This window comes from Phascolarctobacterium sp. Marseille-Q4147 (assembly GCF_017968825.1).
Taxonomy (GTDB): domain Bacteria; phylum Bacillota; class Negativicutes; order Acidaminococcales; family Acidaminococcaceae; genus Phascolarctobacterium_A.
The window spans coordinates 39,372-64,297 of record NZ_CP072874.1; the positions used below are offsets into that span (position 1 = coordinate 39,372).

Genomic DNA, 24,926 nt, shown 5'->3' on the forward strand with positions numbered 1-24,926 from the left:
TCTATTCTTGAAACATAGATAAAGCGCTGATAATCATCAGCAGATAATACACAACCGGTGCTGTAAACAGCAGGCTGTCGAAACGGTCCAGCACACCGCCGTGACCGGGGAAAATCTTACCGGAATCCTTAATATCAAAGCTGCGTTTGACAATGGATTCGATCAAATCGCCGACCGGAGCAAAAATTGCCACCGCCAGCGCCACTGCCACAGCATGCCACAGGGCAATACCAAGGCAGATAATGCACAAGAACAGTACGGTCACAAAGCAGCCGACAAAGCCGAAGACAGCGCCTTCAAAGGATTTCTTCGGGCTGACGCTGCAGAACGGAGTCTTGCCGAAGGCACGGCCGAAGAAATAAGCAAAGGTATCGCTTGCCCAAGTGCCCAAAAGCACAATCCACAGGCAGATTTCGCCGTACTCAAATACGCGGAATCCCAAATCGATATGCGGACCACCGTCAAAGGAGCGTAACAAAATAATGTGCGCAAACAAAAGACCGCAGTACAGCATGCCCCAGGCAGTAAGCGCACTGTTCTCTGCCCAATGCTGCTCACCTCGGTTGCAATGCAGCCACAGGCCTTCAATCGTGCTGAAAATGAAGAACAGCGCTGTTAGCATCACAATAAATGCCAGCGTATAAACGCCCTCCAGCTCAAAATAATAGCCTGCACCGGCAACCAGCACCATCAGCAATGCGCCCATGCCACCGGTCAGCGTGTAGGCATGATAGCCCTTGTTCTCCACCATCTTGTGGTATTCGTACCAGGCCACAGCAGCCAAAACCGCAACAGCAGCATTAAAAAGCATACCACCCTTGGTGATAATGCCAACTGCCGCAATAATACCGATTACACCGGTAATAATACGTGTTAACATAGTTAAAATACATCCTTCTTTGAATTATAAAATTGATTGGAGCCCTGACAAAGTATATGGCATCTTACCTATTTTCACCTTTCTCTAGGCAGCCGGGAAGATGCCAGAGACGAGGAATGGCGACAACGCCGTACATATTAGTACTGCTAGGAGCCTTGACGACGTATACGGCGTCTTACCTATTTTTCTCCTTCTCTAGGCAGCCGGGAAGATGCCGGAGACGAGGAAGGGCGACGACGCCGTACATACTCGTACTGCTAGGAGCCCTGACAACGTATACGGCGTCTTACCGGCTGACTAAACCGCCGAAACGGCGCTCGCGCCCTTGATAAGCCAAAATCGCCTCCACCAGATGATCCGGTGTAAACTCCGGCCAGAACACCTTGGTCGTCCAGATTTCCGCATAAGCGATCTGCCAGAGCAAAAAGTTGCTGATACGCAAATCACCGCCCGGACGGATAAGCAGATCCGGCGCAGGCAGGCCCTTGGTATACAAATGGTTTTCAATCACATTATTATCTATATCGTCTACGGCAAGAGTACCGTTGGCAGCTTCTGCCGCAATGGTACGCACAGCATGCAGGATTTCTGCCTGTCCGCCGTAGTTTATAGCCAAATTCAAAATAATACCGGTGTTGTTTTTCGTTGCCTCTATTGCGTGCTCCATCTTCTGCTGCACAATTTCAGGCAGACCTTTACGCGAGCCGATAAAACGCACCTGTACGTTATTTTCGTTAAATTCATCAATTTCGTTGGTCAGATAACGGCACAAAAGCTCCATGATGAAGTTTACTTCCGTCACCGGACGCTTCCAGTTTTCTGTCGAAAATGCATAAGCACTGATAACCTTAACTCCCAGCTTATCAGCTGCTCTGACAATAGTTTTCAGTGTTTCTGCTCCGGCCTGATGGCCAAAGGTACGCACCTTGCCCTGAGCCTTAGCCCAGCGACCGTTGCCGTCCATAATAATAGCAATATGCTGAGGAATATTCTGCATATCCAGATCCTCAGTATGCATTACGATATTATTCTTAGTCTTATTTTTTGTTTGAAACAAGCCTCTAAACACAAGCATCAAGCCCTTCGCTAAAATTTGTAACTTGCTTTTAGTTTTCTTTACTTTTCCCCTGATTAAAGAAGAGGCGAGCCTCCCCCTTGCGGGAGGCCGCCTTCCTGATTTTGCATTGCAGTCTTGAATTACTCAATAGCGCCAACCGGGCAGCTAGCAGCGCAAGCGCCGCATTCTACGCAGTCTTCACCGATTTCGTATTTGCCGTCAACTTCAGTAATAGCGCCAACGGGGCAGGTAGCAGCACAAGTACCACAGCCTACGCAAGAATCCTTATCAATTTTCAGAGCCATTCGTCGCACCTCCTTCCTTATCTATACACAATGGTAAGAGCTAATCTATTAGCAGACAACTGCTGTTGTCTTACTACATATCTGCGCACCTCACGTCCTTCAAAGTCTGCCTCGCTTGCACGCGGCGGCAGCAGAGGCTGCACCTCATAGCTGCAGCCTGCGGCCTCCAAGCGACGGGCAGCCTCCTTGAGAGGCAGTGCCAAAACCTGTGGAATTTCCATTATACTTCCATTACTTCTTTTTCTTTGTTAGCAGCTGCAGCGTCGATTTCCTTCATAACCTTATCTGTCAGCTTCTGTACCTTTTCAGTACCCTTCTTAGCCTCGTCCTCAGTGATTTCCTTAGCCTTTTCGGTTTTTTTGATAGCATCGTTGGCATCACGGCGCAGGTTGCGGACTACAACACGGTATTCCTCAGCTTTTTTATGTACAACCTTAACCAGATCCTTACGGCGCTCTTCGGTCAGCTGCGGCAGGTTCAGACGAATGCAGATGCCGTCGCTGTTCGGGTTCAGACCGAGGTCAGATTTCATAATTGCTTTTTCGATATCCTTCAGAATGTTTTTCTCCCAAGGTTGAATAACAATCATACGCGGTTCCGGTACGGTTACGCTTGCCACCTGAGTTACAGGTGTCGGGGAACCGTAGTAATCAACCATAACCTTCTCCAGCAGAGAGGGAGTTGCACGGCCAGCACGCAGGCTTGCCAGATCCACACGCAGAGCAGCAACGGATTTTTCCATCTTACTCTCGATACCGCTGATAATTTCATTAACTGTTGCCATTATTCCTTACCTCCTACCAGGGTACCAATTTTTTCGCCTGCAGCAGCACGCAGAATGTTACCCGGTTCATCAATATTAAATACTACAATAGGAATGTTGTTATCCATGCACAGGCTGATTGCAGTGGAATCCATTACGCTAAGATGACGTTTGATAACCTCGATGTAAGGCAGCTCATCAAATTTCTTCGCATCCGGATTAACTGCCGGATCGCTGTCATAAACACCATCTACGCCTTTTTTAGCCATCAGGATAGCATCTGCTTCGATTTCTGCAGCACGCAGAGCAGCGGTGGTATCGGTGGAGAAATAGGGGTTACCGGTACCTGCGGCAAAAATAACGACTCTTGCTTTTTCCATATGGCGGATAGCACGGCGACGAATGTAGGGTTCTGCAATCTGACGCATTTCAATAGCGGTCTGCACACGGGTCGGAACCTCTAAGTTTTCCAAAGCATCCTGCAACGCCAAAGAGTTGATAACGGTTGCCAGCATTCCCATGTAGTCAGCAGTAGCACGGTCCATGCCTTTGTTGCTGCCGCTGAGTCCGCGCCAGAAGTTACCGCCGCCGTTAACGATAGCAACCTCTACCCCTGTCTCAACTACAGCCTTGATTTGCTTGGCCAAGGCATATACTACTGTCGGATCAATGCCAAAGCCTTTTTCACCGGCCAGGGCTTCACCACTAAGCTTTAAAACTACACGTTTGAATTTCTTAAGTTCTGTCACGATAGCGACCTCCCATTTTTTTACTTATTCCTATACTCTATTCAATAATTATACCAAAAATACCTGCTTTATTCTACCAAAAATTTTATGAAGAATTAGCGAAAGAAATTCCCCGGCTAATCTGACCATAGATAATTTTTCTGTTCTGGCAATATTATTATAACCAAACAGCGATATAATAGTTTTTATCATCTTATAAAGAGGGGATTGTTTATATGGAACATATAGAACGTAAAGCACAAAAAAGTAACGCCACCTTGGCAATCTGCATCACCGCACTGTTTATGGCGCTCAATATTATGATGAGCTCTTTCGGTCTGCCGGTACCGGGCGGCCATTTATATCTCAATGATGTTATCATCTGCACGGCAGCAATTCTTCTGGACGACCCCAAGGCTGCCTTCATCGTCGGCGGCGTTGGTGCCTTCTTGGGCGATTTATTCTTCTACCCGACACCGATGTTCGTTTCTCTGGTTACTCACGGCATTCAGGCTGTTGTCATCTGCCTCTTGGCACACCGCGGCGGCAAAGTAAGCTTCAAGGGCGCTGCTCTCGGCGTGATTTTAGGCGCTGTTATCATGGTTGTGGGCTATTCTCTGGGACGTGCCTTTATTTACAGCACACCGCACTACGCTTACATCAAACTGCCCTACCAGATTCTGCAGGCAGCAGTCGGCGCTGTCGGCGGCCTGGTGCTTTGCTTCAAGGCCGGTCTGCTGGAGCGCTTCGACAAAATGTTCCGCAAATAATTTTTACCGCATAATCATGACCACCCGTCAAACGGGTGGTTTGACGACGGGCTATAAGCCCTTAATACTAGCCAGCGCCTCAAGACGCTGGCTTTCACTTTGTTCAAGCCACATTGCACTTTTCTCTTTCGCTGCCCCTGTCAGGGGCGTTTTGAATACTAGTTACCCTTAAAAGGGTCTTCGTACTCTTTTACACTTAACTTATCTAAAGCTATATCGTGCTTTTCTTGTTCCGCAATATATTTCTTTACGGTGGCTTCATTTAAACCTACTGTAGATGCGTAGTAACCTTCTGCCCAAAAATGTCTATTGCCAAACTTATACTTTAAATTTGCGTGTTTATCAAACATTTGAAGCGCTGACTTTCCTTTAAGATAGCCTATAAATGTCGATACTGCAATTTTAGGTGGAATACTAAGTAGCATATGCACATGATCAGGCATCATATGACCTTCGATAATTTCTACACCCTTGTACGAACATAACCGTTTAAAAATTTCTATTAAATCCTCACGGTATTGATTATAAATGATTTTTCGTCTATACTTAGGTGTAAAGACTATATGATATTTGCATACCCACTTTGAATGCGATAATTCGTTAGTTTTATTTGCCATTAATACGTCATTCCTTTCTTTGCAATAGTGACTTGAACACTTACTATTGTATATCGGAATGACGTATTTTTGTATAACAATCAATGCGCACCCGCATAGCGGGTGGTTCTGTGTGAAGCACTATCTCATTTCTTTGAAAAGAAACTCGATAGCGCTCCACGGGCTAAAGCCACATAAACAAAAATGCTGTTGTACGCAAGCAAACGTACAACAGCTTTTTTATTTTGTAAATTCCGGCACCCGGTATGCTTATATCAGCATTTTCTCCAAGTAACAGCCTTCAGATATATGCTTACCTTCCCAAAAGACTTGGCAGCATGCACAAGCGACTTTTTCAATTATGCGCTCAGCTTAGAGGCCAGCTCGCGCACCTCTGCTTCCGACAGCTTGGAATGACGCACGGTAAACTCAATGCTCATACCATCAGCCAAGAGTCCCTTGGCAAATTCAATCTTATTTTCTTTAGTAGTTGCTTCTGCTGCTTCCTTAGCTCTTTTTGCTGCAAATTTTTCAAATACATCGCCCATGTTCGTCAACCCCTTTTCCGTTTCCTTAAAATATCTTGCTTTTTCTGCCAACTCGGGATAATACATATCGTCAGGATTTTTGCAGGTGAAATCATGCATCAGCCTTCCTAACGGCGTTTCATCTTTAATTTTATTATTTACATAAATGATATGCGAACCGTCAGCAAAAGCTTTATCGTTTTCTTCGATTTTCCTGTTTATGTGATATAAAGGCAAACCGCCCTTGAGTACATCATTTTGAGTGATAAAAACAACATAATTATCCGGCAGCTGCTTATAGGTCTTGCCCTTAGGCAAACTCAGTGAATCAAGCAGACTCAGATGATAGCGTGCTCTGCGTGCCGCTGCACCGCTACTTTGGTTTTGTATTTCTACGTTAAAGAGCGTACCGTTTTCGTTTTGTGCCAAAATGTCCAGCTGCAGATCATGTCCGAGCAAATTTTTCAGCTTCTGCTGTGTCGTAGCCTTTATCACCTTTATCTTATCATTCTTTAGGATAATTCGCAACAGCAGTGCGGTACGCCCGATGTCATTATCAAAGACCTTGTTCATAAAAATATCATCCATCAGGGTTAGTTCGGCAATAGATTTTCTGGTATCTTCTTTCAGTGTTACCATTCCTTCAACTCCTTTCTTGGTAAAAAACGCCTTATGTACTACTTCAAATAATACATAAGGCGTTCGTAACGCTGCAGTGACCTACTCCGGGTAGGCGTGCAAAAATCTTACTGATTTATATTATCAGATAATTGCGATAATGTCAAGAAAAGTGTGAAAGTTCTTACTATTATGGTTAAAAATAAGGCGTCCTGCCCTACTTTTGGCAGAACGCCTTGGAAGCTAAGAATAAGTAAAAACTTTAATATTATTTTTTCAATTCAAGCACTTTTCTTATCGAATTGAGTATAGCATAAATTATACTTAATGCATTCTTTCAATCATAGTGCGTCCTTAAACACACTGCCGCCGATAAATTCGCGCAGGATAGAATTATTGGGAATAACCTCATCCTCCAACGGCTTAACGTAGCTTAAAATGTTCAGCAGACGGCGCGCAGTAGTATAGGCCATGCCTGCGGACTGCGGTACAGCACGCAGCAGCGGCTCCGCATATTTTTTCAGTACGGCAAACTCGTAAATCAGCGTAGTGTTGAAAATAATATCGGCACTGCTCTGGTACGGGAAGATGTATTTTTCTTCACCCTCACGCACGTCGGACCAGGTTTTCAGCGTAGTTTCCGCATCATGCGAACGGAACTGACTGTCGCGCACCATGCGGCGCAGCAGACGCATATCGGTAGTACGGATGCGGTTGTACTCGTCAAAGGACATCGGCGTCAGCGCACTGACGTAAATTTTGATTTTATGTTCCGCCGGTACGGACGGTGTCAGCTTTTCATTCAGGCCGTGGATGCCTTCGATAACCAGCACGGAATTTTCCTGCAGCTGCAGCTCATTGCCGCGATATTCACGGCAACCGGTGCGGAAATTGTACTTGGGCATTTTCACTTTTTCACCTGCCAGCAGACGCTGCAGATGCTCATTGAACAGCTCCAGGTCGATAGCCTCCAGACATTCAAAGTCATAGCTGCCGTCAGCCTTACGCGGCGAATCGACACGGTTTTTATAATAGTCATCCATGGAAACGGCAATCGGACGCAGGCCGTTGACTGCCATCTGGATGCTCAAACGCTGTGCCGTAGAGGTCTTGCCGGAGGAGGACGGACCTGCAATCAGAACCAGCTTCAGCTCATGGTGACTTGCCAGAATATCGGCAATATTAGCCAGCTTCTTTTCATGCAGCGCTTCCGCTACCTGAATAATTTTTTCGGCATAGCCTAAATCAATAATTTTATTGAGCTTGCCCACGGTATTGCAGTGAATCATGGCCGACCATTCTTCTGCCTCCTGATAGGCATCGTTAAGGCGCGGCTGGTCTACAAAGGGCGGCAGCACCTGCCAGTTGCCGTCGTCAGGATAATTGATAATCACACCGTCAGCATACGGCAGCAGCTCAAAGTAAGGCACATAACCAGCATCCGGGCACATGGGTCCGAAGAGATAACCGGGCACGCCCTCCAGAATGTTAATCGTCAGCACAGTATCATCGGGCACCTGAGCCAACAGCGCCAGGTTATCATCGCTGCAGATGGCGCAGGCCATATCAATAGCCTCGGATTTAGGCAGACGCAGCAGCTTAATAGGCTCCTTGCGTTCTGCCATTTTATGCATATATTCTTCAATGCTGCATATATCCTCAGCAGTGAGCTTACGCTCGCTGTTATCCTTGCAGTAGAGCGCGCTTCCCAGGGAGTTGCGCACCTCCAGATGCACATCAGGATAAAGCTTTTTGGTTGCCGCAATCAGCATAAACAGCAGCGTGCGCACATAAACACGCATGCCTACGGAATTGTTGACTTCCACGAAATCAACAGTGCCGTCAGCAGTCAACGGACGCTGCAGGTCACATTCCTCACCGTTATAGAGTCCCATAACGATGGGAGAAGCATATTTTGCACTAAAGCGTTGAGCCAGGGGCAGCAGTGTGCTGCCCTCCTCTACTTCGATAATTTGTCCATTGGACAACTGCAGCTTAAGCATTTTATTCGCCGACAGCTTGCATTGCGGCATTAACCTTAGCAGCCATGCCTTTGATTTTCTTCAGAGGTACGGCGCAAACAGCGATACGCACACCTGCAGCCAGCGGAACTGCAAAAATGTTGTCCTCATGCAGCTTTTCGCAGATTGCATCCGGGTTTTTAGCGGGGATAGACAGGAAGAAGCCTGCTACATACGGCAGCATCGGCAGGCCGCATTCTTCTGCTTCCTTGGTGAACAGGTCGGCACGTGCCTTAATCATCTGATAATAATAATCACGCTCGGCGCAAACCTTCGCCAGCAGCTCGGGATTGCTGTAAATGGTTGCCAGAGTGCGCATAGCCGGACGGTTGATGTTGGACCAGGTTGCACGGCTGGTGTATTGGTTGATAGCAGCAAACTCGTCGATAACGCTCTTGTCGGAGGAAACGCCGATCATAGCGCCGGTACGCTGACCGTACATGGTGAAGCCTTTGGACATGCTGTAGCCGACAATGCAAAGAATGTTGGCAGGCAGACCGGAAAGCTTTTTAAAGATTTTGCGTACTTCTTCTTTTTCACCGGCATAATCAATGTAAGCAACGTCCAGGAAGAAAACGATATTTTTGCCCGGTACGGCAGCCTCCTTCAGAATTGCCAGCACGCCGTCCATATCCTCGCCGCTCAGGCTATAGCCGGTAGGATTGTGCGCCGGAGTGTTCAGCAGATACAGCAGGTTATCCTGCTTAGCAAGCAGCTCGTCAACCTTTTCCTTCAAAGCAGGCAGGTTGAACTTATTGTTTTCGTCCAGCATTTTATAGGTGGTAAAATTACGGCCCATATCCTGGCACAGTACTTTGTAAGCGCCCCAGTACCAGTCGGAGCAGAGCACGGTGTCACCGTTATCGGTGTAGTTCCAGATAGCATGGTGGATAGCACCGGTGCCGCCTGCGGTTGCAACTGCAGAAATGTAGCCTTCCGGACGGGAGTTGCCGAAGGCAGCAGTCAGAACACAGTCCAGATATTCAGGCAGACCGCTGATAGGTGCGTAAGCAATCATTTCGTTAGTGGAAAGACCGCGGAAAACCTCCTCTACAGTCGGCAGGCAGACGAGCTTCTCATCCTCGTCTAAAATAGCGCCGATGGTAGCATTGGTAACGGCATCCTTGCCGTATTTGGCAGCAGCTGCCACTGCAGCAGCGTTAGCTCCGAAAATTTTATCTTGGGCAGATTTGCCCTTAGCGTGTTTTGCAGCAATACTCATAGTCATAGTTAACTACTCCTTTCAAAATTACAAATCAATTACCGTAGCGCCGCTGCCACCGGCCTCCAGCGCCGCCGTCTCCAGCTTCTTGACAAAGCGGTTGGTCGACAGATACGCTGTCAGTCCGGCGCGCAAGGCACCGGTTCCCTTGCCATGGATGAGTCGCAGCTGGCCGATACCGGCAATCAGTGCATCATCAATAGCTTTATCTACAACGGGAATTGCTTCATCAAGCGTCATCCCGCGCAAATCAATTTCCTGTTTGGCACTGCCTGATTTGGCAATGAACATCTGGTGTGCGTAATTGGCAGCAGCATTCTTGCTGAAGCCCTTGCGCTTTTTAGGCGCAGCATCGGTATGCGCAGGCTGTGCCTTGGTAAGCAGGCATTTTTTTGCCGGCACAGTCATTTTCAGGATACCAACCTGCACTGTTACATCGTTGCCGTTGACATCGGTAATAATACCGTTCTTTCCTAAGGAAACAACAAAGACATTCAGGCCCTTCTTGGCCGTCTTGGCAGATAACGGTGCGCCCTCCGGCAACGGAGCGTCCTCGCTCAATGTCTTGTTGAGCTTCTTGCGCGCTTCCTCTGCCGCCTGCTCCAGGCGCTTTGTATCGAAGTCAGCCTTCATAGAGCGCAGCTCCTTCAGCACTGCTTCGGATTCACGGCGGCTGCGGCGGTAGATTTCATCCGCCTGCTCACGCGCCTTGCGCAGCATTTCATTCTTGCGGCGCTCAAACTCACTCTTGGAGTACGCCAACGCGTTGCGCAGCTGCTCGCTTTCGCGGCGCAGGTTCTCAATCTCCTTGCTGCTGCTTTCATAACGGCGACGTTCGCTGTCCAGCTCCTGCAGTACATTTTCCATATGCACATGCTCCTGGTTCAGCAGCTCGCCAGCATTTTGGATAATATCCTCAGCCAAACCCAGACGGCGGCTGATATTGAAGGCATTACTGCTTCCCGGCACGCCCATCAGCAAACGATAGGTAGGACGCAGCGACACGGGGTCAAATTCCACGCTGGCATTTTCCATACCCTCGTGACCGTAGGCAAAGGTTTTCAGCTCGCTGTAGTGGGTTGTTACCATCGTCAGCACGCCCTGCTCATGCAGGTGCTCCAGCATCGCCATAGCCAGCGCAGCGCCCTCGTTCGGGTCCGTACCGGCACAGATTTCGTCAATCAGCACCAAATCTCCTGCTTTAACCTCGTTTAAAATACTGATTAAATTCGTCATATGTGCGGAGAAGGTTGACAGACTCTGCTCAATGCTCTGTTCATCGCCGATATCCGCATAAACTGCGCGGAACACCGGCAGCTTGGCACTGCTTGCAGGGATAAACAGACCGATTTGCGCCATCAGCGCAAAGAGGCCTACAGCCTTCAGCGCTACCGTCTTACCGCCGGTGTTGGGGCCGGTAATCAGCAGCATGGTAAATTTATCACCCAGCTGTACGTCCAAAGGCACTACCTTATTCTTCGGCAGCAGTGGGTGACGTCCCTGCGCAATTTCTACGCCTCCGGACAGCACCAGCATCGGTCGCACCGCATGCTGCTCCTGCGCCAGCAAAGCTCTGGCACAGATAACGTCCAGCGTAGTAAAGATTTCCAGCGAAGACAGCAGCGCCTTCGCCTCCGCGCCCACGTTCTGCGTAAGCTGACGCAGAATACGCTCGATTTCCTCGTGCTCCTCTGCAACATAACGCTTGATATCATTGTTCAGGTTGACAACAGCCAGTGGCTCGATAAACAGCGTTGCACCCGTACCGCTCTGGTCGTGCACAATGCCGGGGAAGTTCATCTTATATTCCTGCTTCACAGGGATAACATATCGGTCGCCGCGCATTGTCACGATATTATCCATGAAATACTTCTGGTTATTGGGGTCATGCAGAATGCTGTCAAGCTTTTCCTTCACTCGGTTTTTGGCAATCTGAATCGCAGTACGCAGACCGCCGAGCTTCGGGGAAGCGTTATCCTTGATTTCGCCATGCTCATCAATCGCACTGCCAATCTGCTTTTCCAAACGGCTGAACTGCGTCAGCTCCGCGCCGTATTCGGCTAGATTAGGCGCAGTTTCCGCATTTTCCGCAGTAAAATCCTTCATCGAAGCAAAGGCCTGCACCGTTGTCTGGATATGCTGCAGCTCCTCCGGCTCCAGCACACTGCCAAGCTCCGCGCGCTTCACATCGGCCGTAATATTGAACGCACCGCCGAAGGGAAAACGTCTGCCTTCATCCAGAATGCGCAGCGCTTCCGCAGTTTCCTCCTGCAGGCGCTTAACCTTACTGAATTCACTTTCGATCTGCAGGGAAATTATTGCCTGCTTGCCTAAAAAGGTTGCGGCCTTGGAGGCCAGCATATTTTTTACTTTATCAAATTCTAATGTCTTCACAGCAAAGCGTGCCATAGTTTTTTGCACCTCTAAATCTAAATCATAATATATTATTATAGCATATTTGCAAAGCTTTGTGCTACTGCCTGCAACAGCTATTCCCTCTTACCGAGGCTGCATAAAAACGCAATCCGTTGAAAGTACAGGCATAACTTCGCGATAAAAAGCTCTCCATCACGCTCGTAGGCATAGCATTCCTGCTGCAAAATGCGGGCAATACGCACAAAATCATCAGCCACATCGGCAGCGGTATAGGCCACCAGCAGCTTTTCCGCATAGCTGCGTCCTTTGTAATAGCCCACGGCATCCTGCACGAAAAAGCCGTCCGTATTCTTATACAGCACCTCAGCAAACTCATCTATCACCTGCTGCCACGGAGCAGACTTTAACGCACCGTTATCATAAACAGCGCAGGGAATATGAAAAACGTATCTGTGCACTAAGGCAACCTCCTTCAACCCTCTTTATCCAAAAACGGCCACCGGCAGACGCTTTGCTGCCAATGGCCGTTTACTTTCTGACTCACTGCAACAGCAGCTCAGAGCTACACTGATTTAGTTTTCGTGATGGCGTTCCTTGTTCTTGCGCACATACTCCATGATAATGCCGGCGGTTTCTTCAATCGCACGGTTGGAAACGTTGATAATCTGGCAGTGCAGACGGCGCATAATGCCCTTAGCGTAAGCCAGCTCGTCATCAATACGCTTCATATCGGCATAGGTCGCAGTATCGGACAGGCCCATGGTTTTCAGGCGCTCGCTGCGGATTTCGTTCAGCTTGAACGGGTCAATCAACAGGCCGATAATCTTATACGGCGGCACCTTGAAAAGCTCCTCGGGCGGAGCCAGCTCCGGTACCAGCGGCACGTTGGCAACCTTAATCTGCTTATGTGCCAGATACATGCTCAGCGGTGTTTTGGAGGTACGGGAAACGCCGATAATAACAACGTCCGCCTTCAAAAGGCCCAGAGGATTTTTGCCGTCGTCGTATTTAACGGCAAATTCCACAGCCTCAACACGCTTGAAGTATTCGTGGTCCAGAGAGTGAATCAGGCCGGCCTGATTTTTCGGCAGCAGACCGGTAGACTTTTCGATGGATTTCAGCATCGGTCCCAAAACGTCAACTACCTCAACATCACTGCTCATAGCCTTGTCCGCCATATGCTCGCGCAGCTCCGGCGATACGATTGTATAGCAGATAACCGCATTATTTGTTGCAGCCTCTTCTACAATTTTATCAATCTGTTCCTTGTCCTTTACGTAAGGAACACGGATAACATCAAATTTTTCTTCTACGAACTGACTGGTGGTTGCCTTAACTACGGACTCCGCAGTTTCACCAATAGAGTCAGATACAGCATAAATAACCGGATTAAGCTTCGTTATTATGATAATTACCCCCCTTACCCTCAGCCAGATCTACCAGCAGACGAGTAAAATTAGTTTTTGTGATACGTCCCAGCACCTGATACATGCGCTTCTTTTCATCAATGATTTTTACTACCGGCAGACAGTCGATTTCATTATCAATCAGTCTGCGAGCTGCCGAAGCGGCAGGCTCATCAGGAGTAGCTACGATGATTTTGGAAATCGGCGTCATTACCATAACCACGGGAATATCACGCAAATCATTATTATTAATAGCAGCCTTCAGTAAATCCTTTCGCGACAAAATGCCGTTCAGCATGCCTTCCTCATCCAGCACGAACACCGTTCCGACATCCTCAAGGAACATGGTAACAACTGCTTCGTAGGCGCTCTTGTCATGTTTAATCGCTACCGGTACCGACTGCAGATCCTGCACAGTAATAGCAGAAATTTCTTCCATCAGCATACCCAAAGTATTTTTACCGGTATAAAAATAACCAACCTTCGGTCTCGCATCAAGAATACCGCCCATAACAAGGATTGCCAGATCACTGCGTAAGGCAGCGCGGGTTACATTCAGCCTTTCGGCTATATGCTCGCCGGTAATAGGTCCGTCCAGACGTACAATTTCAGCAATTTGCTTCTGCCTGTTGCTTAAAGCTATGATCTTCACACCCTTTCTGTCTAATACAATAGTCTATAATATAGGTATAGTATACACTATTAACAGAAAAAATGCTAGATTGCGTCACAAATAATTTCTGCAAATTTTAGCTGTATAGCTTAAATTTCTAATTATGCTATTTTTATCTGCGCCCCTTGTCCTGACCGTGACCGCTGGGAATGTAATAGCGCGTTCCCACCAGCTCATCCGGCAGGTACTGCTGCTCCACCCAGCCTCCTGGGAAATTGTGCGGATACTTGTAATCTATGCCGTGCCCCAGCTTGGCGGCACCGGGATAATGCGCATCACGCAAGTGCTTAGGCACACTGCCGCAGTTACGGCTGCGCACATCCGCACGCGCCTTGGCAATGCCCATATAGGCTGTGTTGCTCTTGGGTGCGTTGGCAATATAGCACACTGCCTCCGCCAACGGTATCTGCGCCTCAGGCCAGCCTACAAAATCCGCAGCCTGCGCCGCAGCGTTGGCTACCACCAGCGCCTGCGGATCCGCCAGGCCTACATCCTCCGCCGCACAGATAACGACGCGACGCGCCACAAAGCGCACGTCCTCGCCGCCCTCAATCATGCGCGCCAGATAATGCAGTGCAGCATCCGCATCACCACCGCGCATGCTCTTGATAAAAGCGCTGATGATATCGTAATGCTGGTCGCCCTTTTTATCGTAACGCTGCAGTGCCGTACCGATAACACTGCGCAGCGTTGCCACCGTCAGCACACGCTCGCCCTCCTCCGGCAGCATGAACTCAGCCTGCTCCAGAATGTTCAGCGCACTGCGGGCATCACCTGCCGCAAAATCGGCAATAATCCTCAGCGCCTCAGGCTCCGCCTTAAAGCTGTTGCCGAAGCCGCGCTCCGGGTCGGCAATCGCACGCTCCAGAATCTGCTGAATCTGCGGTGCCTGCAGCTTTTCCAGGCGCACCACCTTCATGCGCGAAAGCAGCGGCGAATTGATTTCGAAGAAAGGGTTTTCGGTAGTAGCACCGATGAGCACAATCGTGCCGTTTTCCACATAAGGAAGCAGCACATCCTGCTGCGCCTTGTTGAAGCGATGAATCTCGTCGATAAACACGATAGTACGGCCGCGTCCGTTGCGCCTGTCCTCCTGCGCCTTGGCGATGAGCTTGCGCAGCTCGGGCACACCGCTGGAAACAGCGTTGATGGCCTCGAACTTTTCGCCGGTGACATGCGCGATGACCTTCGCCAGCGTTGTTTTGCCGGTTCCCGGAGGTCCGTAAAAGAGTACGGACTGCAGTACATCACGCTCAATCATACGGCGCAGCGGACTGCCTGCGCCCACGGCGCTCTCCTGCCCCACAAAATCGCTGAGGCGTTCGGGACGCATGCGGTCAGCCAAAGGCTTCGTCTGTCGCTTTTCAGTTTCAAATAAATTACCGAATAGATTTTCCATCGCTCTTTACCTGTATCCTTCTATGACGAAAATTATATGTTATCAATGGTACATAAGGCTCTCCTTGGGGAGAGCTGTCACCCGCAGGGTGACTGAGAGGGGTCCGCACGCTTCACACTTACGAAGTCTTTTATGTGCAGCAATTCCCCTCTCCGTCATCGCTTTGCGATGCCACCTCTCCCCAAGGAGAGGCTTAATAGCAAAATCCCTAGTTTGAATTATCTCATAAAAAAATTAATCCCCACAATGCCGTCCAGCTCCGTGTTTTGAACCTGCATGTGCAGGTGGGTGCCTTCCCTACCAATCGCAAACGTCCACTCAAAGGAGGCATGTTTTTGAAAGAAGGAGTATCAGGCTCCCTAGGTTAGAGTGTTGGCTCAAAACCTTTGGAGCAATGTAACGAACATCGCAGGGGTATAATTAACAACTATTCTTCAATTGTCTTTAACTTCTATCGACATACATATAATACCAAAAATGGAAGCGTTTTTCAACGCTTCCATTAAAAATTTTTGAATATTTATTTTGCTTTATCCACTTGACAGAAGCGGGCTAAAGTGCTTATTTGTCTTCTTTATCCTTCTTCATCAGCAGGCTGGTTTTGATGTGCAGCTCACGCAGCTGTTTTTCATCAACATCATTAGGAGCCTGAGTCATCAGATCGGATGCGCTCTGAGTTTTCGGGAAAGCAATTACGTCGCGGATAGAATCGCGCTGAGCCATAATCATGATCAGACGGTCAAGACCGAATGCCAGACCACCGTGTGGCGGAGCACCGTATTCGAATGCGTTCATCATGAAGCCAAACTTCTCTTGTGCTTCCTCATCGGACAATCCGATAGCTTCGAATACCTTCTTCTGTACGTCGCGGCGATGGATACGGATGGAACCGCCGCCGATTTCGGTGCCGTTCAGAACCATATCATAAGCCTTAGCATAAACCTTGCCAGGGTTGGTCAGCAGCAGCGGCAGGTCTTCGTCACGCGGAGCGGTGAACGGATGGTGCATTGCAACATAACGTTTTTCTTCCTCGTTGTACTCGAACATCGGGAAGTCAACTACCCAGGTGAAGGCCAGCTTATCCGGATCAATCAGACCACGGCGTTTAGCCATTTCGATACGCAGTGCGCCCAGAGAAGCAGCAACTACAGACGGTTTATCGGCAACGAAGAGCAGCAGGTCACCTGCTTCAACTTCAGCAGCTTTTTTGATTGCTTCGATGTTTTCATCGCTGAAGAATTTAGCGATGGAAGATTTTACGCCGCCTTCTGCCGGGAATTGCAGCCAAGCCATACCCTTAGCACCGTAGATGCCGCAGAATTTAACGAGCTCGTCCAGCTGACGACGCGGAATATCCGCATAACCCTTAACGTTGATGCATTTTACCTGACCGCCGTTAGCGATAACATTGTTGAATACCTGGAAGGTGCAGCCTTGAACAGCTTCGCTGACATTTTTCAGCTCCATGCCGAAGCGCAGGTCCGGTTTGTCGCTGCCGAAACGATCCATAGCATCGTCCCAGGTCAGACGTTGGAAAGGAATCTGGATATCTTTGCCCAGAGCACCCTTGAAGATGTGGTGGATTAAGCCTTCCATCAGCTCTAGGATTTCGTCAACTTCCATGAAGGACATTTCCATGTCCAGCTGGGTGAATTCCGGCTGACGATCGGCACGCAGGTCCTCATCACGGAAGCAGCGTGCGATTTGGAAATAACGCTCCATACCGGCTACCATCAGCAGCTGTTTGAAGATTTGCGGAGATTGCGGCAGTGCATAGAACTTGCCGGGGTTTACACGGCTCGGAACGAGGTAGTCACGAGCACCCTCCGGAGTGGATTTGCACAGCATCGGAGTTTCAATCTCGAGGAAATGATTATCATCAAGATAGTCACGCATCAGCTTAGCAACTTTGTGACGCAGAATCAGATTGCGTTGCATTTCCGGACGGCGCAGGTCCAGATAACGGTATTTCAGACGCAGGTTTTCATCGGTGTCAATGCCGTCTTTGATGTAGAACGGAGGAGTTTTAGCACCGTTCAGCACTTCGATATCATGTGCCAGTACTTCGATGGTACCGGTAGGAATGTTTTCGTTGATGGTGTCCTCATCACGCAGACGTACATTACCAATTACTTTGATAACATATTCGTTACGGATGTCTTCGGCAGTTTTGAAGCTGCTGCCAGCGCTTTCGGGATCGGCAACAACCTGCACGATACCGCTGCGGTCACGCAAATCGATAAAAATCAATCCGCCGTGGTCACGTCGTTTAGCAACCCAGCCGCACAGTACAACCTGTTCGCCGGCTTGCTCCTTGGTCAGCACACCACAATGATGGCTGCGTTTTTCATTAATCATCTTTAGCACCTCTACTTATAAAGTATTGAAATAACTAATAATATCATTAACAGCGATTTCCTGTTGCTCGCTTGTTGCCATATTACGCACGGTAACGGCATTACGGCTGAGCTCATCCTCGCCAAATATTAACACTTGCTTAGCCTGGAATTTGTTGGCCTGCTTCATCTGGGACTTCATGCTGCGGCCGTTAAAGTCATATTCAACCTTAAAGCCGTTGCGACGCAGCTCGATGGCAGTTTTGAAGGCCAGCGCAAAGTTTTCCTGCTTGGGGCAGACAACATATGCGTCAATGCTTTCATCAAATTCTGGCAGCAGATTCTGCTTCTCCAGAGCCAGCAGCACGCGCTCCATACCCATAGCAAAGCCGATGCCGGGGCGTGCTTCGTCACCGCTGATTTCCTGTACCAGTCCGTCGTAACGGCCGCCGCCGCAAACAGCGCTCTGTGCGCCCAGCGGAGCGTACTGGATTTCAAAAGCAGTTTTTGTATAATAATCAAGGCCGCGCACAAGATTGTGGTCAACCTCATATTCAACACCTGCAGCGGTCAGCAGCTGCTTCAGTCCCTCAAAGTGTTCCTTGCATTCATCGCACAGGCATTCCTCCAGGCTCGGTGCGCCCTCGCCCAGCTCATGGCAGTGCGGATTTTTGCAGTCCAAAAGACGCAGCGGATTGCGGTCGAAACGGCCCTGGCAATCCTTGCACAGCTCGTCGAAGTTAGGCTTGAAGAAAGCCTGCAGCTTTTCTCTGTGCTGCGGACGGCATTTGGGGCAGCCTACGGAATTGATTTTCAGCTTCAAGTCCTTCAGGCCCAGGCTCTGCAGTACCTGCACAGCCAGCAGAATGATTTCCGCATCGACATTCGGACCGGTTACGCCCAAAGCTTCCACACCGAACTGGTGGAATTCGCGCAGACGGCCTGCCTGCGGACGGTCATAACGGAACATAGGTCCGATGTAATAGAACTTCGTGGCAGCGTCATCCTTGCTCAGCTTATGCTCAACGTAAGCGCGGACAGCACTGGCGGTGTTTTCCGGACGCAGGGTAATGCTGCGGTTACCGCGGTCGGTAAAGGTATACATTTCCTTTTCAACAACGTCGGTGGTATCACCGATACCGCGTTGGAACAGCTCTGTATGCTCAAACACAGGAGTTCTGATTTCTTTGTAGCCATATTGTGCGCAAATCTTGCGCATGGTTTCTTCCAGATAACGCCATGCGTTAACGTCGGAAGGCATAATATCCTTCGTACCTCTGGGTGCTGTTGTCAGCATAGTCTATCCTCTCCTAACGGCACTTGCGCCTATTACAGGTCTGTGCCTTCTATATTAAACAAATCACGGCGACGCTCTGCCAGCTCCTGCAGGCGCGCCCCATACACTGCCACATTTTTCGGCATATTCAGTTTATGCAGATGGTGTCCGTCAGGCAAAGGCACCTTGCTGGCAGATGCAGGTCCCACACCAATCACCGGATGACGTTCCTCCATCATCTGGATATTATAGATACTTTCCGTACCCGGCTTGGCATAACCGATGTTTGCCAGATGCCCCAGCATATAATGCTGGCGGTACAGATAGTAAGGCTCTAACCCTATCGCAGCAGCCATCTCAGCGGCCCGCTGCACCATTTTTTCCGCTGCCTGCGTAGTCAGCACTGCCTGCTCCTGCTTTTGAAAGAGCGGTGCGCTGCGCTTCAGCGTAAGCGTATGCACAGTAAGATTCTCCGGCGCCAGCTTTACTGCCTGCTCCAAAGAATATGCAATCTCCTGCTCCGTTTCCTGCGGCAGACCGATGATCAGATCCACATTCACAACAGGAATCCTGCTTTTGCGCACAAGCTCATAGGCATTATAGAAATCCCTGACGCTATGGCGCCTGCCAATCAGCTGCAGCGTTTTATCATGAAAGCTTTGCGGATTGACGCTGATGCGGTTCACTCCCGCCGCCTCCATCGCCGCCAGCTTAGCAGCACTGAAGCAGTCCGGGCGACCGGCCTCTACCGTGAACTCGCGCAGATGCTGCAAGCCTTCGCAGTTGCTTTGCAGCAGTCTTCGTTCCACAGCCTGCAGCAAACGTGCAAATACCTTATCACTGAGGCTCGTGGGCGTGCCACCGCCAATATAAAGTGATTTTACACGCAAGCTATGCATACCTATTAATTGTACCACATTTTGCAGGTCTTGTTCAATCATATTTACAAAGTTTTGCTGAGATTCTTCGTCCTGCGGCACAATTCCCGCCGGAAACGAACAATAGCTGCAGCGCGATGGACAATACGGCACGCCGATATAAATACCGGTATCCGTAAGACGCGTGCTGTCGCTGAGGATGTGCTTCTGCTTCAGAGCAATGTCCGTAAGCAGCCTTCCCTGCGCCATTGGCAGCAAATAATTTTCGCTCAGATATTCCGGCAGGGCCGCAGCCTCCACACCGCTGTCCAGCAGCTTATGCGCCAGCTTCGTCGGGCGCACGCCCGTAAGAATGCCCCAGGGCAGCTTAGGCTGCAGGCCGGTAAGCTCGGCAAAAACCTTCAGCACGACAAGCTTCACGCAACGCGTTATATCACCGCTTGCCGCAGCTTCGCTGCAAGGCTCGATCGCTGTAAAGCTTTGCTCCGCACCTTGCAGGCAGGCGCTGACGCAGCCATGCTCACGCGCAAGCGTCAGCATCAATGCGGCTGACGGCGCCGGCTGATAGCCAAAAAATGCGGCCATGTCGCTCACAGGCCGCGCAGCATCAAGCTCCAATGTATTACGTAAGCAAAAAAACATTTAATTCTCCCGTCCTTCACCGGCATGCCACAGCTGCTTGTACAGCACTCTGTAGATTGCTGCTACCGGCACGGCAAAAACCATACCGAGAATACCGAACAGCTTAGCACCGATGAGCAGGCTGATAATCAAAACTACAGGATGTAAATCAATTTTCTGTCCCATGAGCTTAGGCATAATAAAATTGGCATCCAGCTGATAATATACCAGATAAAAAAGCGCTACATGAAAGGCAGCCTCCGGCGCCTGACCGTAGGCAATAAACACAGCAGGCACAGCGCCCATCAGCGGGCCGACTACCGGTACCGTTTCGGCAAGGATGGCCCAAAAGCCGAGCACCAGCGGAAAGTCAATACCCAAAACAGCCGTGCCGATGGTAATAACGAAGCCGGAAATCAGGCTCAGCTTGCCCATACCGCGCACATAGGCGCTCATGGTTCTGCCGATTTCGTCCACAACCTCCGCCGCTTTGTCCTGCGCATCGTAGTTGAACAGATTAATCACCATCGAGCGCAGCTCGCGCCAGTCCTTAAGAAAATAAAAAGCAAGGAAAGGCACGATAATCAGGCCTATCAGACTCTGGACAATTCCCAAGCTGGACTGAACAAGATTACGCAGCACCGTTCCCACAAAGCCCATCGCCCAGTTCAGCAAGCCGTTGACCAACATATTGAAATCGGAAGGCAGCAGCGGAATTGTAGACGGATCCTTCAGCATGCTGTCCAAATCCTGGATATTGGATTTGGCGGCCAATGCCGGCAGCTTTTGCAGGAACTCGTTCATCTGCCCGAAGAGCGGCAGAATAATGAAGCCGATAATCATAAAAATAAAGATACAAAAGGCCAGCAATGCCAGGATAATCGCCACTACGCGCGACAGCTTAATCATGCCGTGCGCCATGCGCACCTGCGCGATAGCATTAACCAGCGGATAAAGTGCGAAGGCCAGGCCTACTGCCAGCAGCAGCGGCAGTAAAAAGCCTGCCATTAAATATAAAACATAAGATATTGCCGTAACAACACCCAGCTTAAAGAAGGTGCTTTTACGTATTTGAGGCCAATATTTCAGCATGATGTTTTATTGCAGAAACGGGTTTCTGCGACGCTCCCAGCCCACGGTAGTAGTAGGTCCGTGGCCCGGCAACAGCTTAACGTCGTCATCAAGCACCATCAGCTTTGTTTTGATGGACTGGATGAGTGCGCGATAGCTGCCTCCCGGCAAATCGGTGCGTCCGATAGATTCACAGAAAATAGTATCACCAGCAAAAACTACCTTGCCCGGCGCGTAGTAATAACAGAAGCCTCCTTTGGTATGTCCCGGCGTAGCAAAGGCTTCAAACTTCATGCCTGCCAACTCCAGTACATCACCGTCATGTACAAGGTGGTCCGCAGGCTCATTTTTCAATTCTTCACCGATAAAGAAGGATAGGTTTCTGTTCGGCTGTGTCAGGCAGTCGGCATCATCCTCACCGATATACACCGGCGCACCTGTAGCCTTACGCAGCTCTGCCAGCGCACCGATGTGGTCGCTGTGGCCGTGAGTCAGCACAATAGCGACAACCTTGGCCTTAGCCTGCTCAATCATTCTCTTGATGGTCGGGTAATCTCCGCCCGGATCGAAAATAACGCCTTCACCGATAGCTTCGTTTACGGCAAAATAACAGTTGGTAGCAAGCATACCTGCTTCTACATGATAAATCTTCATTCTTCAACCTCCGTTGATAAATCTATGCACAATATATTATAACAGCTTCGTGCTGTCCAGCAAAATAGTTACCGGACCGTTGTTCACCAGCTCTACCAGCATATGCGCGCGGAAGATGCCTGTTTCTACCGGTAATCCTGCTTTGCGGCAGCCGTCGACAAAGCGCTCATAGTAGGCGTTAGCCACATCAGGCGCTGCTGCCGCCGTAAAGGAGGGGCGCTTGCCGTGGCGGCAGTCACCGCACAGGGTAAACTGGGAAACCGCCAGAATCGCACCGCCGACATCCTTCACCGACAGGTTCATCTTGCCTGCCTCATCCTCAAAAATGCGCATACCGCACACCTTGTCGATAATATAGGCCAAATCCTTATCGGTATCGCCCTCGGCAACACCCAGAAGCACCATAAGGCCCTTCTGTACCTCGCCGGTAATCTTTTCATCTACAGTAACACTTGCGCGGTCTACACGCTGCACAACTGCTCTCATTTCTTCTTGCCTCCGCTACCGTTCGCCGTAGAAATCAGGCGCTCAACAGAATAAACACCCTTCATGCGGCGGATACGGTTCATAAAATATTCCAGCTGCTCCAAGCTCATGATATCAAGTCCCATGTGCATGGTAGCAATTTTATTTTTATCTGTATGACATGCAAGCGAGAAAATATTAATCTTCGTTTCGCTAGTCACATTCATAATATCACTCATCAGTCCGGTTCTGTCTATGGACGTAATCACGATATTAACCTTATAGACATCATCAATACCTACATCCCAGGCAACCTCAATTAAGCGACGCTGCTCCTCAGGATTATTGGTCAGGATATTGGGGCAGTCCGCACGGTGTACGGAAATACCGCTGCCGCGTGTAATATAACCGATAACCGGGTCGCCGGGAATCGGGTTGCAGCAGCGCGCCAGCTTAACCATGATGCCTTCTTCGCCCTTAACGAGAATGCCGTGGCTGGCTTTAGCCTTGGACTTGCGCGGCTTCAGCTCTGCCAGTACCTGCGCCAGATCCTTGGTCGTTTCCAGCTTCTGCTCTTTTTTATAGATTTCCACCAGCTTGGACATAACAGTGTTCAATGTAACACCGCCGTAGCCCAGTGTTGCCAGCAGATTTTCATCTGTATCAATGCGGATTTTGCTGCCTGCTTCCTTCAGCTTTTCCGGAGACATCAGCACCTTGGGCTCGTAGCCGAGGCGTTTAACCTCACGCTCCAGCATTTCACGGCCCTTGACGATATTTTCCTCACGGCGCTCCTTCTTGAACCAGCTTTTGATTTTGTTGCGTGTATCGGAAGAGCCGACAACATTAATCCAGTCACGGCTCGGGCCGTTGGACTGCTTGGAGGTGATAACCTCTACGATATCACCATTCTTCAGCTGGTAGTCAAGCGGTACGATGCGTCCGTTGACCTTGGCACCTACGCAGCGGTTGCCTACATCCGTATGGATGCGGTAAGCGAAGTCAATCGGCACACTGCCAACCGGCAGGTCGATAACATCTCCGCGCGGCGTAAAGACAAAGACCTCATCGGCAAAGATATCCATCTTGACCGTGTTGACAAAGTCACGCGAATCATTCATATCCTTATGCCATTCCAGCAGCTGACGCAGCCAGCTCAGCTTGGCATCAAAGCCCTTGTCACCGCCGGCAGCAGGCTTGCTGCCGCCGCTTTCCTTATAGCGCCAGTGCGCAGCGATACCGTATTCGCTGATGCGGTGCATCTCAAAGGTGCGGATTTGGATTTCCAGCGGCTGGCCGCCATTGGACAGCACTGTCGTATGCAAGGACTGATACATATTGGATTTCGGCACCGCTACATAGTCCTTGAAGCGGCCCGGAATAGGACGCCACATGCTGTGTACGATACCCAGCGTGCCGTAGCAGTCCTTAACGGTGTCTACCAGCACGCGAATCGCCAGCAGATCATAAATCTCGCTCAGTTGCTTGTGATCACGCAGCATTTTCTTATGGATACTGTAAAAGTTTTTCGGTCTGCCCTGAATTTCGCAGCGGATACCGGCCTTCTCGACAGCGTCCTTCAACGTTGTCATAGCCTCGTTAATCATATCCTCACGCTCACGGCGTTTAATTTTTACCTGCTCTACCAGGTCGTAATAAATATCCGGCTCCATATAACGGAAGGCCAGATCCTCCAGCTCCCATTTAATGGTATAGATACCGAGACGATGTGCGAGCGGCGCATAAATCTCCAATGTTTCCCGGGAAATAGACTGCTGCTTATGCACAGGCATATACTTCATCGTGCGCATATTGTGCAGACGGTCGGCCAGCTTAATCAGTACAACGCGGATATCGCGCGCCATCGCCAAAAACATTTTGCGGTAGTTTTCAATCTGGCGGTCTTCCTTGGAAATATATTCGATTTTGCCCAGCTTGGTAACACCGTCTACCAGATTTGCTACCACGGTGCCGAACTGCTCTTTGATATATTCCAGCTTGTAATCCGTATCCTCTACCACATCATGCAGGAAGGCAGCAGCCAGTGTTTTGTCGTCCATCTGCAGTCCCACAAGGATGCTGACAACGCCAATCGGATGGATGATGTACGGTTCACCGGATTTACGTGTCTGCGTAGCGTGCGCCTTGGCTGCCAGCTCATAGGCCTTACGGACAAAAGCTACCTGCTCCGGCGTAAGATATTCTTCTATACGCGCAAACAATTCATCTATATCAGTAATATTAGTTATTGCGTTTGTTGAGGGCATTCTCCCCACTCCCATCT

Annotated in this window: 23 protein-coding genes and 1 other RNA gene; 1 reads left to right on the forward strand and 23 read right to left on the reverse strand. The window is 49.6% G+C overall.

Annotated features, from left to right (window positions below):
- Position 1 precedes the first annotated feature (1 nt).
- From KAH19_RS00085 to pyrH, 6 genes are all read right to left on the reverse strand, one after another.
- Positions 2–880: a phosphatidate cytidylyltransferase gene (locus KAH19_RS00085; protein ID WP_210684622.1), complete on the reverse strand. Its 879-nt coding sequence runs from the start codon at positions 878–880 to the stop codon at positions 2–4.
- A 286-nt stretch (positions 881–1,166) separates the two neighbouring features.
- Entirely contained in the window at positions 1,167–1,955 is a 789-nt protein-coding gene (locus KAH19_RS00090) for an isoprenyl transferase (protein ID WP_210684623.1), read from the reverse strand.
- A 122-nt stretch (positions 1,956–2,077) separates the two neighbouring features.
- On the reverse strand, positions 2,078–2,242 hold the full coding sequence (locus KAH19_RS00095; RefSeq protein ID WP_009146289.1) for a 4Fe-4S binding protein: 165 nt from the start codon (positions 2,240–2,242) through the stop codon (positions 2,078–2,080).
- A 17-nt stretch (positions 2,243–2,259) separates the two neighbouring features.
- Positions 2,260–2,463 (reverse strand): hypothetical protein, encoded by a 204-nt coding sequence (locus KAH19_RS00100; protein WP_021721059.1) that lies wholly within the window; start codon positions 2,461–2,463, stop codon positions 2,260–2,262.
- Positions 2,463–3,026, reverse strand: coding sequence for a ribosome recycling factor (gene frr / locus KAH19_RS00105; RefSeq protein WP_009146287.1), 564 nt, complete (start codon positions 3,024–3,026; stop codon positions 2,463–2,465). The genes KAH19_RS00100 and frr overlap by 1 nt, the downstream gene beginning before the upstream one ends.
- Positions 3,026–3,754 (reverse strand): UMP kinase, encoded by a 729-nt coding sequence (gene pyrH / locus KAH19_RS00110; RefSeq protein ID WP_021721057.1) that lies wholly within the window; start codon positions 3,752–3,754, stop codon positions 3,026–3,028. Before pyrH ends, frr begins: the two co-directional genes overlap by 1 nt.
- Positions 3,755–3,969: 215 nt before the next feature.
- On the opposite strand from pyrH, the gene KAH19_RS00115 reads away from it, so the two are divergent.
- Positions 3,970–4,503 (forward strand): ECF transporter S component, encoded by a 534-nt coding sequence (locus KAH19_RS00115; protein WP_210684624.1) that lies wholly within the window; start codon positions 3,970–3,972, stop codon positions 4,501–4,503.
- A gap of 158 nt (positions 4,504–4,661) precedes the next feature.
- Here the strand turns inward: KAH19_RS00115 and tnpA are convergent, their stop codons facing one another.
- The 17 genes from tnpA to KAH19_RS00200 all read right to left on the reverse strand — a co-directional run bounded on the left by tnpA (position 4,662) and on the right by KAH19_RS00200 (position 24,909).
- Complete coding sequence (gene tnpA / locus KAH19_RS00120; RefSeq protein ID WP_178511231.1) at positions 4,662–5,120, reverse strand: IS200/IS605 family transposase; 459 nt, start codon at positions 5,118–5,120, stop codon at positions 4,662–4,664.
- Between the two features lie 338 nt (positions 5,121–5,458).
- Positions 5,459–6,265, reverse strand: a complete 807-nt coding sequence (locus KAH19_RS00125; protein WP_210684625.1) for a PD-(D/E)XK nuclease family transposase — start codon at positions 6,263–6,265, stop codon at positions 5,459–5,461.
- Positions 6,266–6,585: 320 nt separating this feature from the next.
- Complete coding sequence (locus KAH19_RS00130; RefSeq protein WP_210684626.1) at positions 6,586–8,277, reverse strand: nucleoside kinase; 1,692 nt, start codon at positions 8,275–8,277, stop codon at positions 6,586–6,588.
- On the reverse strand, positions 8,249–9,493 hold the full coding sequence (locus KAH19_RS00135) for a pyridoxal phosphate-dependent aminotransferase (RefSeq protein ID WP_210684627.1): 1,245 nt from the start codon (positions 9,491–9,493) through the stop codon (positions 8,249–8,251). Before KAH19_RS00135 ends, KAH19_RS00130 begins: the two co-directional genes overlap by 29 nt.
- 21 nt (positions 9,494–9,514) lie before the next feature.
- Complete coding sequence (locus KAH19_RS00140; RefSeq protein WP_210684628.1) at positions 9,515–11,896, reverse strand: endonuclease MutS2; 2,382 nt, start codon at positions 11,894–11,896, stop codon at positions 9,515–9,517.
- Positions 11,897–11,976: 80 nt separating this feature from the next.
- Entirely contained in the window at positions 11,977–12,321 is a 345-nt protein-coding gene (locus KAH19_RS00145) for a hypothetical protein (protein ID WP_210684629.1), read from the reverse strand.
- A gap of 114 nt (positions 12,322–12,435) precedes the next feature.
- Positions 12,436–13,272: a pyruvate, water dikinase regulatory protein gene (locus KAH19_RS00150; protein ID WP_044484866.1), complete on the reverse strand. Its 837-nt coding sequence runs from the start codon at positions 13,270–13,272 to the stop codon at positions 12,436–12,438.
- A complete protein-coding gene (locus KAH19_RS00155) occupies positions 13,253–13,921 on the reverse strand; it encodes a helix-turn-helix transcriptional regulator (protein WP_009146278.1) in 669 nt (222 codons plus the stop codon). The genes KAH19_RS00150 and KAH19_RS00155 overlap by 20 nt, the downstream gene beginning before the upstream one ends.
- 133 nt (positions 13,922–14,054) lie before the next feature.
- Complete coding sequence (locus KAH19_RS00160) at positions 14,055–15,341, reverse strand: replication-associated recombination protein A (RefSeq protein ID WP_210684630.1); 1,287 nt, start codon at positions 15,339–15,341, stop codon at positions 14,055–14,057.
- 234 nt (positions 15,342–15,575) lie between these two features.
- Positions 15,576–15,759: non-coding RNA, 6S RNA (gene ssrS, locus KAH19_RS00165), on the reverse strand.
- A 143-nt stretch (positions 15,760–15,902) separates the two neighbouring features.
- Positions 15,903–17,699, reverse strand: coding sequence for an aspartate--tRNA ligase (gene aspS, locus KAH19_RS00170; protein WP_009146276.1), 1,797 nt, complete (start codon positions 17,697–17,699; stop codon positions 15,903–15,905).
- A gap of 15 nt (positions 17,700–17,714) precedes the next feature.
- Positions 17,715–18,974 carry a histidine--tRNA ligase gene (hisS, locus tag KAH19_RS00175; RefSeq protein WP_210684631.1) on the reverse strand — a complete coding sequence of 420 codons (1,260 nt, stop codon included), beginning with the start codon at positions 18,972–18,974 and terminating at the stop codon, positions 17,715–17,717.
- Between the two features lie 32 nt (positions 18,975–19,006).
- Positions 19,007–20,473 carry a coproporphyrinogen dehydrogenase HemZ gene (gene hemZ, locus KAH19_RS00180; protein ID WP_210684632.1) on the reverse strand — a complete coding sequence of 489 codons (1,467 nt, stop codon included), beginning with the start codon at positions 20,471–20,473 and terminating at the stop codon, positions 19,007–19,009.
- Positions 20,474–21,544: an AI-2E family transporter gene (locus KAH19_RS00185; protein ID WP_256437805.1), complete on the reverse strand. Its 1,071-nt coding sequence runs from the start codon at positions 21,542–21,544 to the stop codon at positions 20,474–20,476.
- A gap of 6 nt (positions 21,545–21,550) precedes the next feature.
- On the reverse strand, positions 21,551–22,177 hold the full coding sequence (locus KAH19_RS00190; protein WP_210684634.1) for an MBL fold metallo-hydrolase: 627 nt from the start codon (positions 22,175–22,177) through the stop codon (positions 21,551–21,553).
- 36 nt (positions 22,178–22,213) lie between these two features.
- Positions 22,214–22,663: a D-aminoacyl-tRNA deacylase gene (gene dtd / locus KAH19_RS00195; RefSeq protein WP_210684635.1), complete on the reverse strand. Its 450-nt coding sequence runs from the start codon at positions 22,661–22,663 to the stop codon at positions 22,214–22,216.
- A complete protein-coding gene (locus KAH19_RS00200) occupies positions 22,660–24,909 on the reverse strand; it encodes a bifunctional (p)ppGpp synthetase/guanosine-3',5'-bis(diphosphate) 3'-pyrophosphohydrolase (RefSeq protein WP_210684636.1) in 2,250 nt (749 codons plus the stop codon). Before KAH19_RS00200 ends, dtd begins: the two co-directional genes overlap by 4 nt.
- Positions 24,910–24,926 lie beyond the last annotated feature (17 nt).

Excerpts from the sequence above, each read along its gene's own strand:
- KAH19_RS00185 (WP_256437805.1), bottom strand. The coding sequence starts at position 21,544 with ATGCTGAAATATTGGCCTCAAATACGTAAAAGCACCTTCTTTAAGCTG.
- KAH19_RS00115 (WP_210684624.1), top strand. The coding sequence starts at position 3,970 with ATGGAACATATAGAACGTAAAGCACAAAAAAGTAACGCCACCTTGGCA.
- KAH19_RS00135 (WP_210684627.1), bottom strand. The coding sequence starts at position 9,493 with ATGACTATGAGTATTGCTGCAAAACACGCTAAGGGCAAATCTGCCCAA.
- KAH19_RS00160 (WP_210684630.1), bottom strand. The coding sequence starts at position 15,341 with ATGGAAAATCTATTCGGTAATTTATTTGAAACTGAAAAGCGACAGACG.
- KAH19_RS00090 (WP_210684623.1), bottom strand. The coding sequence starts at position 1,955 with ATGCTTGTGTTTAGAGGCTTGTTTCAAACAAAAAATAAGACTAAGAAT.
- hisS (WP_210684631.1), bottom strand. The coding sequence starts at position 18,974 with ATGCTGACAACAGCACCCAGAGGTACGAAGGATATTATGCCTTCCGAC.
- KAH19_RS00130 (WP_210684626.1), bottom strand. The coding sequence starts at position 8,277 with ATGCCGCAATGCAAGCTGTCGGCGAATAAAATGCTTAAGCTGCAGTTG.
- tnpA (WP_178511231.1), bottom strand. The coding sequence starts at position 5,120 with ATGGCAAATAAAACTAACGAATTATCGCATTCAAAGTGGGTATGCAAA.
- KAH19_RS00140 (WP_210684628.1), bottom strand. The coding sequence starts at position 11,896 with ATGGCACGCTTTGCTGTGAAGACATTAGAATTTGATAAAGTAAAAAAT.
- frr (WP_009146287.1), bottom strand. The coding sequence starts at position 3,026 with ATGGCAACAGTTAATGAAATTATCAGCGGTATCGAGAGTAAGATGGAA.
- KAH19_RS00200 (WP_210684636.1), bottom strand. The coding sequence starts at position 24,909 with ATGCCCTCAACAAACGCAATAACTAATATTACTGATATAGATGAATTG.
- dtd (WP_210684635.1), bottom strand. The coding sequence starts at position 22,663 with ATGAGAGCAGTTGTGCAGCGTGTAGACCGCGCAAGTGTTACTGTAGAT.
- aspS (WP_009146276.1), bottom strand. The coding sequence starts at position 17,699 with ATGATTAATGAAAAACGCAGCCATCATTGTGGTGTGCTGACCAAGGAG.
- KAH19_RS00085 (WP_210684622.1), bottom strand. The coding sequence starts at position 880 with ATGTTAACACGTATTATTACCGGTGTAATCGGTATTATTGCGGCAGTT.
- KAH19_RS00125 (WP_210684625.1), bottom strand. The coding sequence starts at position 6,265 with ATGGTAACACTGAAAGAAGATACCAGAAAATCTATTGCCGAACTAACC.
- KAH19_RS00190 (WP_210684634.1), bottom strand. The coding sequence starts at position 22,177 with ATGAAGATTTATCATGTAGAAGCAGGTATGCTTGCTACCAACTGTTAT.
- KAH19_RS00100 (WP_021721059.1), bottom strand. The coding sequence starts at position 2,463 with ATGGAAATTCCACAGGTTTTGGCACTGCCTCTCAAGGAGGCTGCCCGT.
- KAH19_RS00095 (WP_009146289.1), bottom strand. The coding sequence starts at position 2,242 with ATGGCTCTGAAAATTGATAAGGATTCTTGCGTAGGCTGTGGTACTTGT.
- hemZ (WP_210684632.1), bottom strand. The coding sequence starts at position 20,473 with ATGTTTTTTTGCTTACGTAATACATTGGAGCTTGATGCTGCGCGGCCT.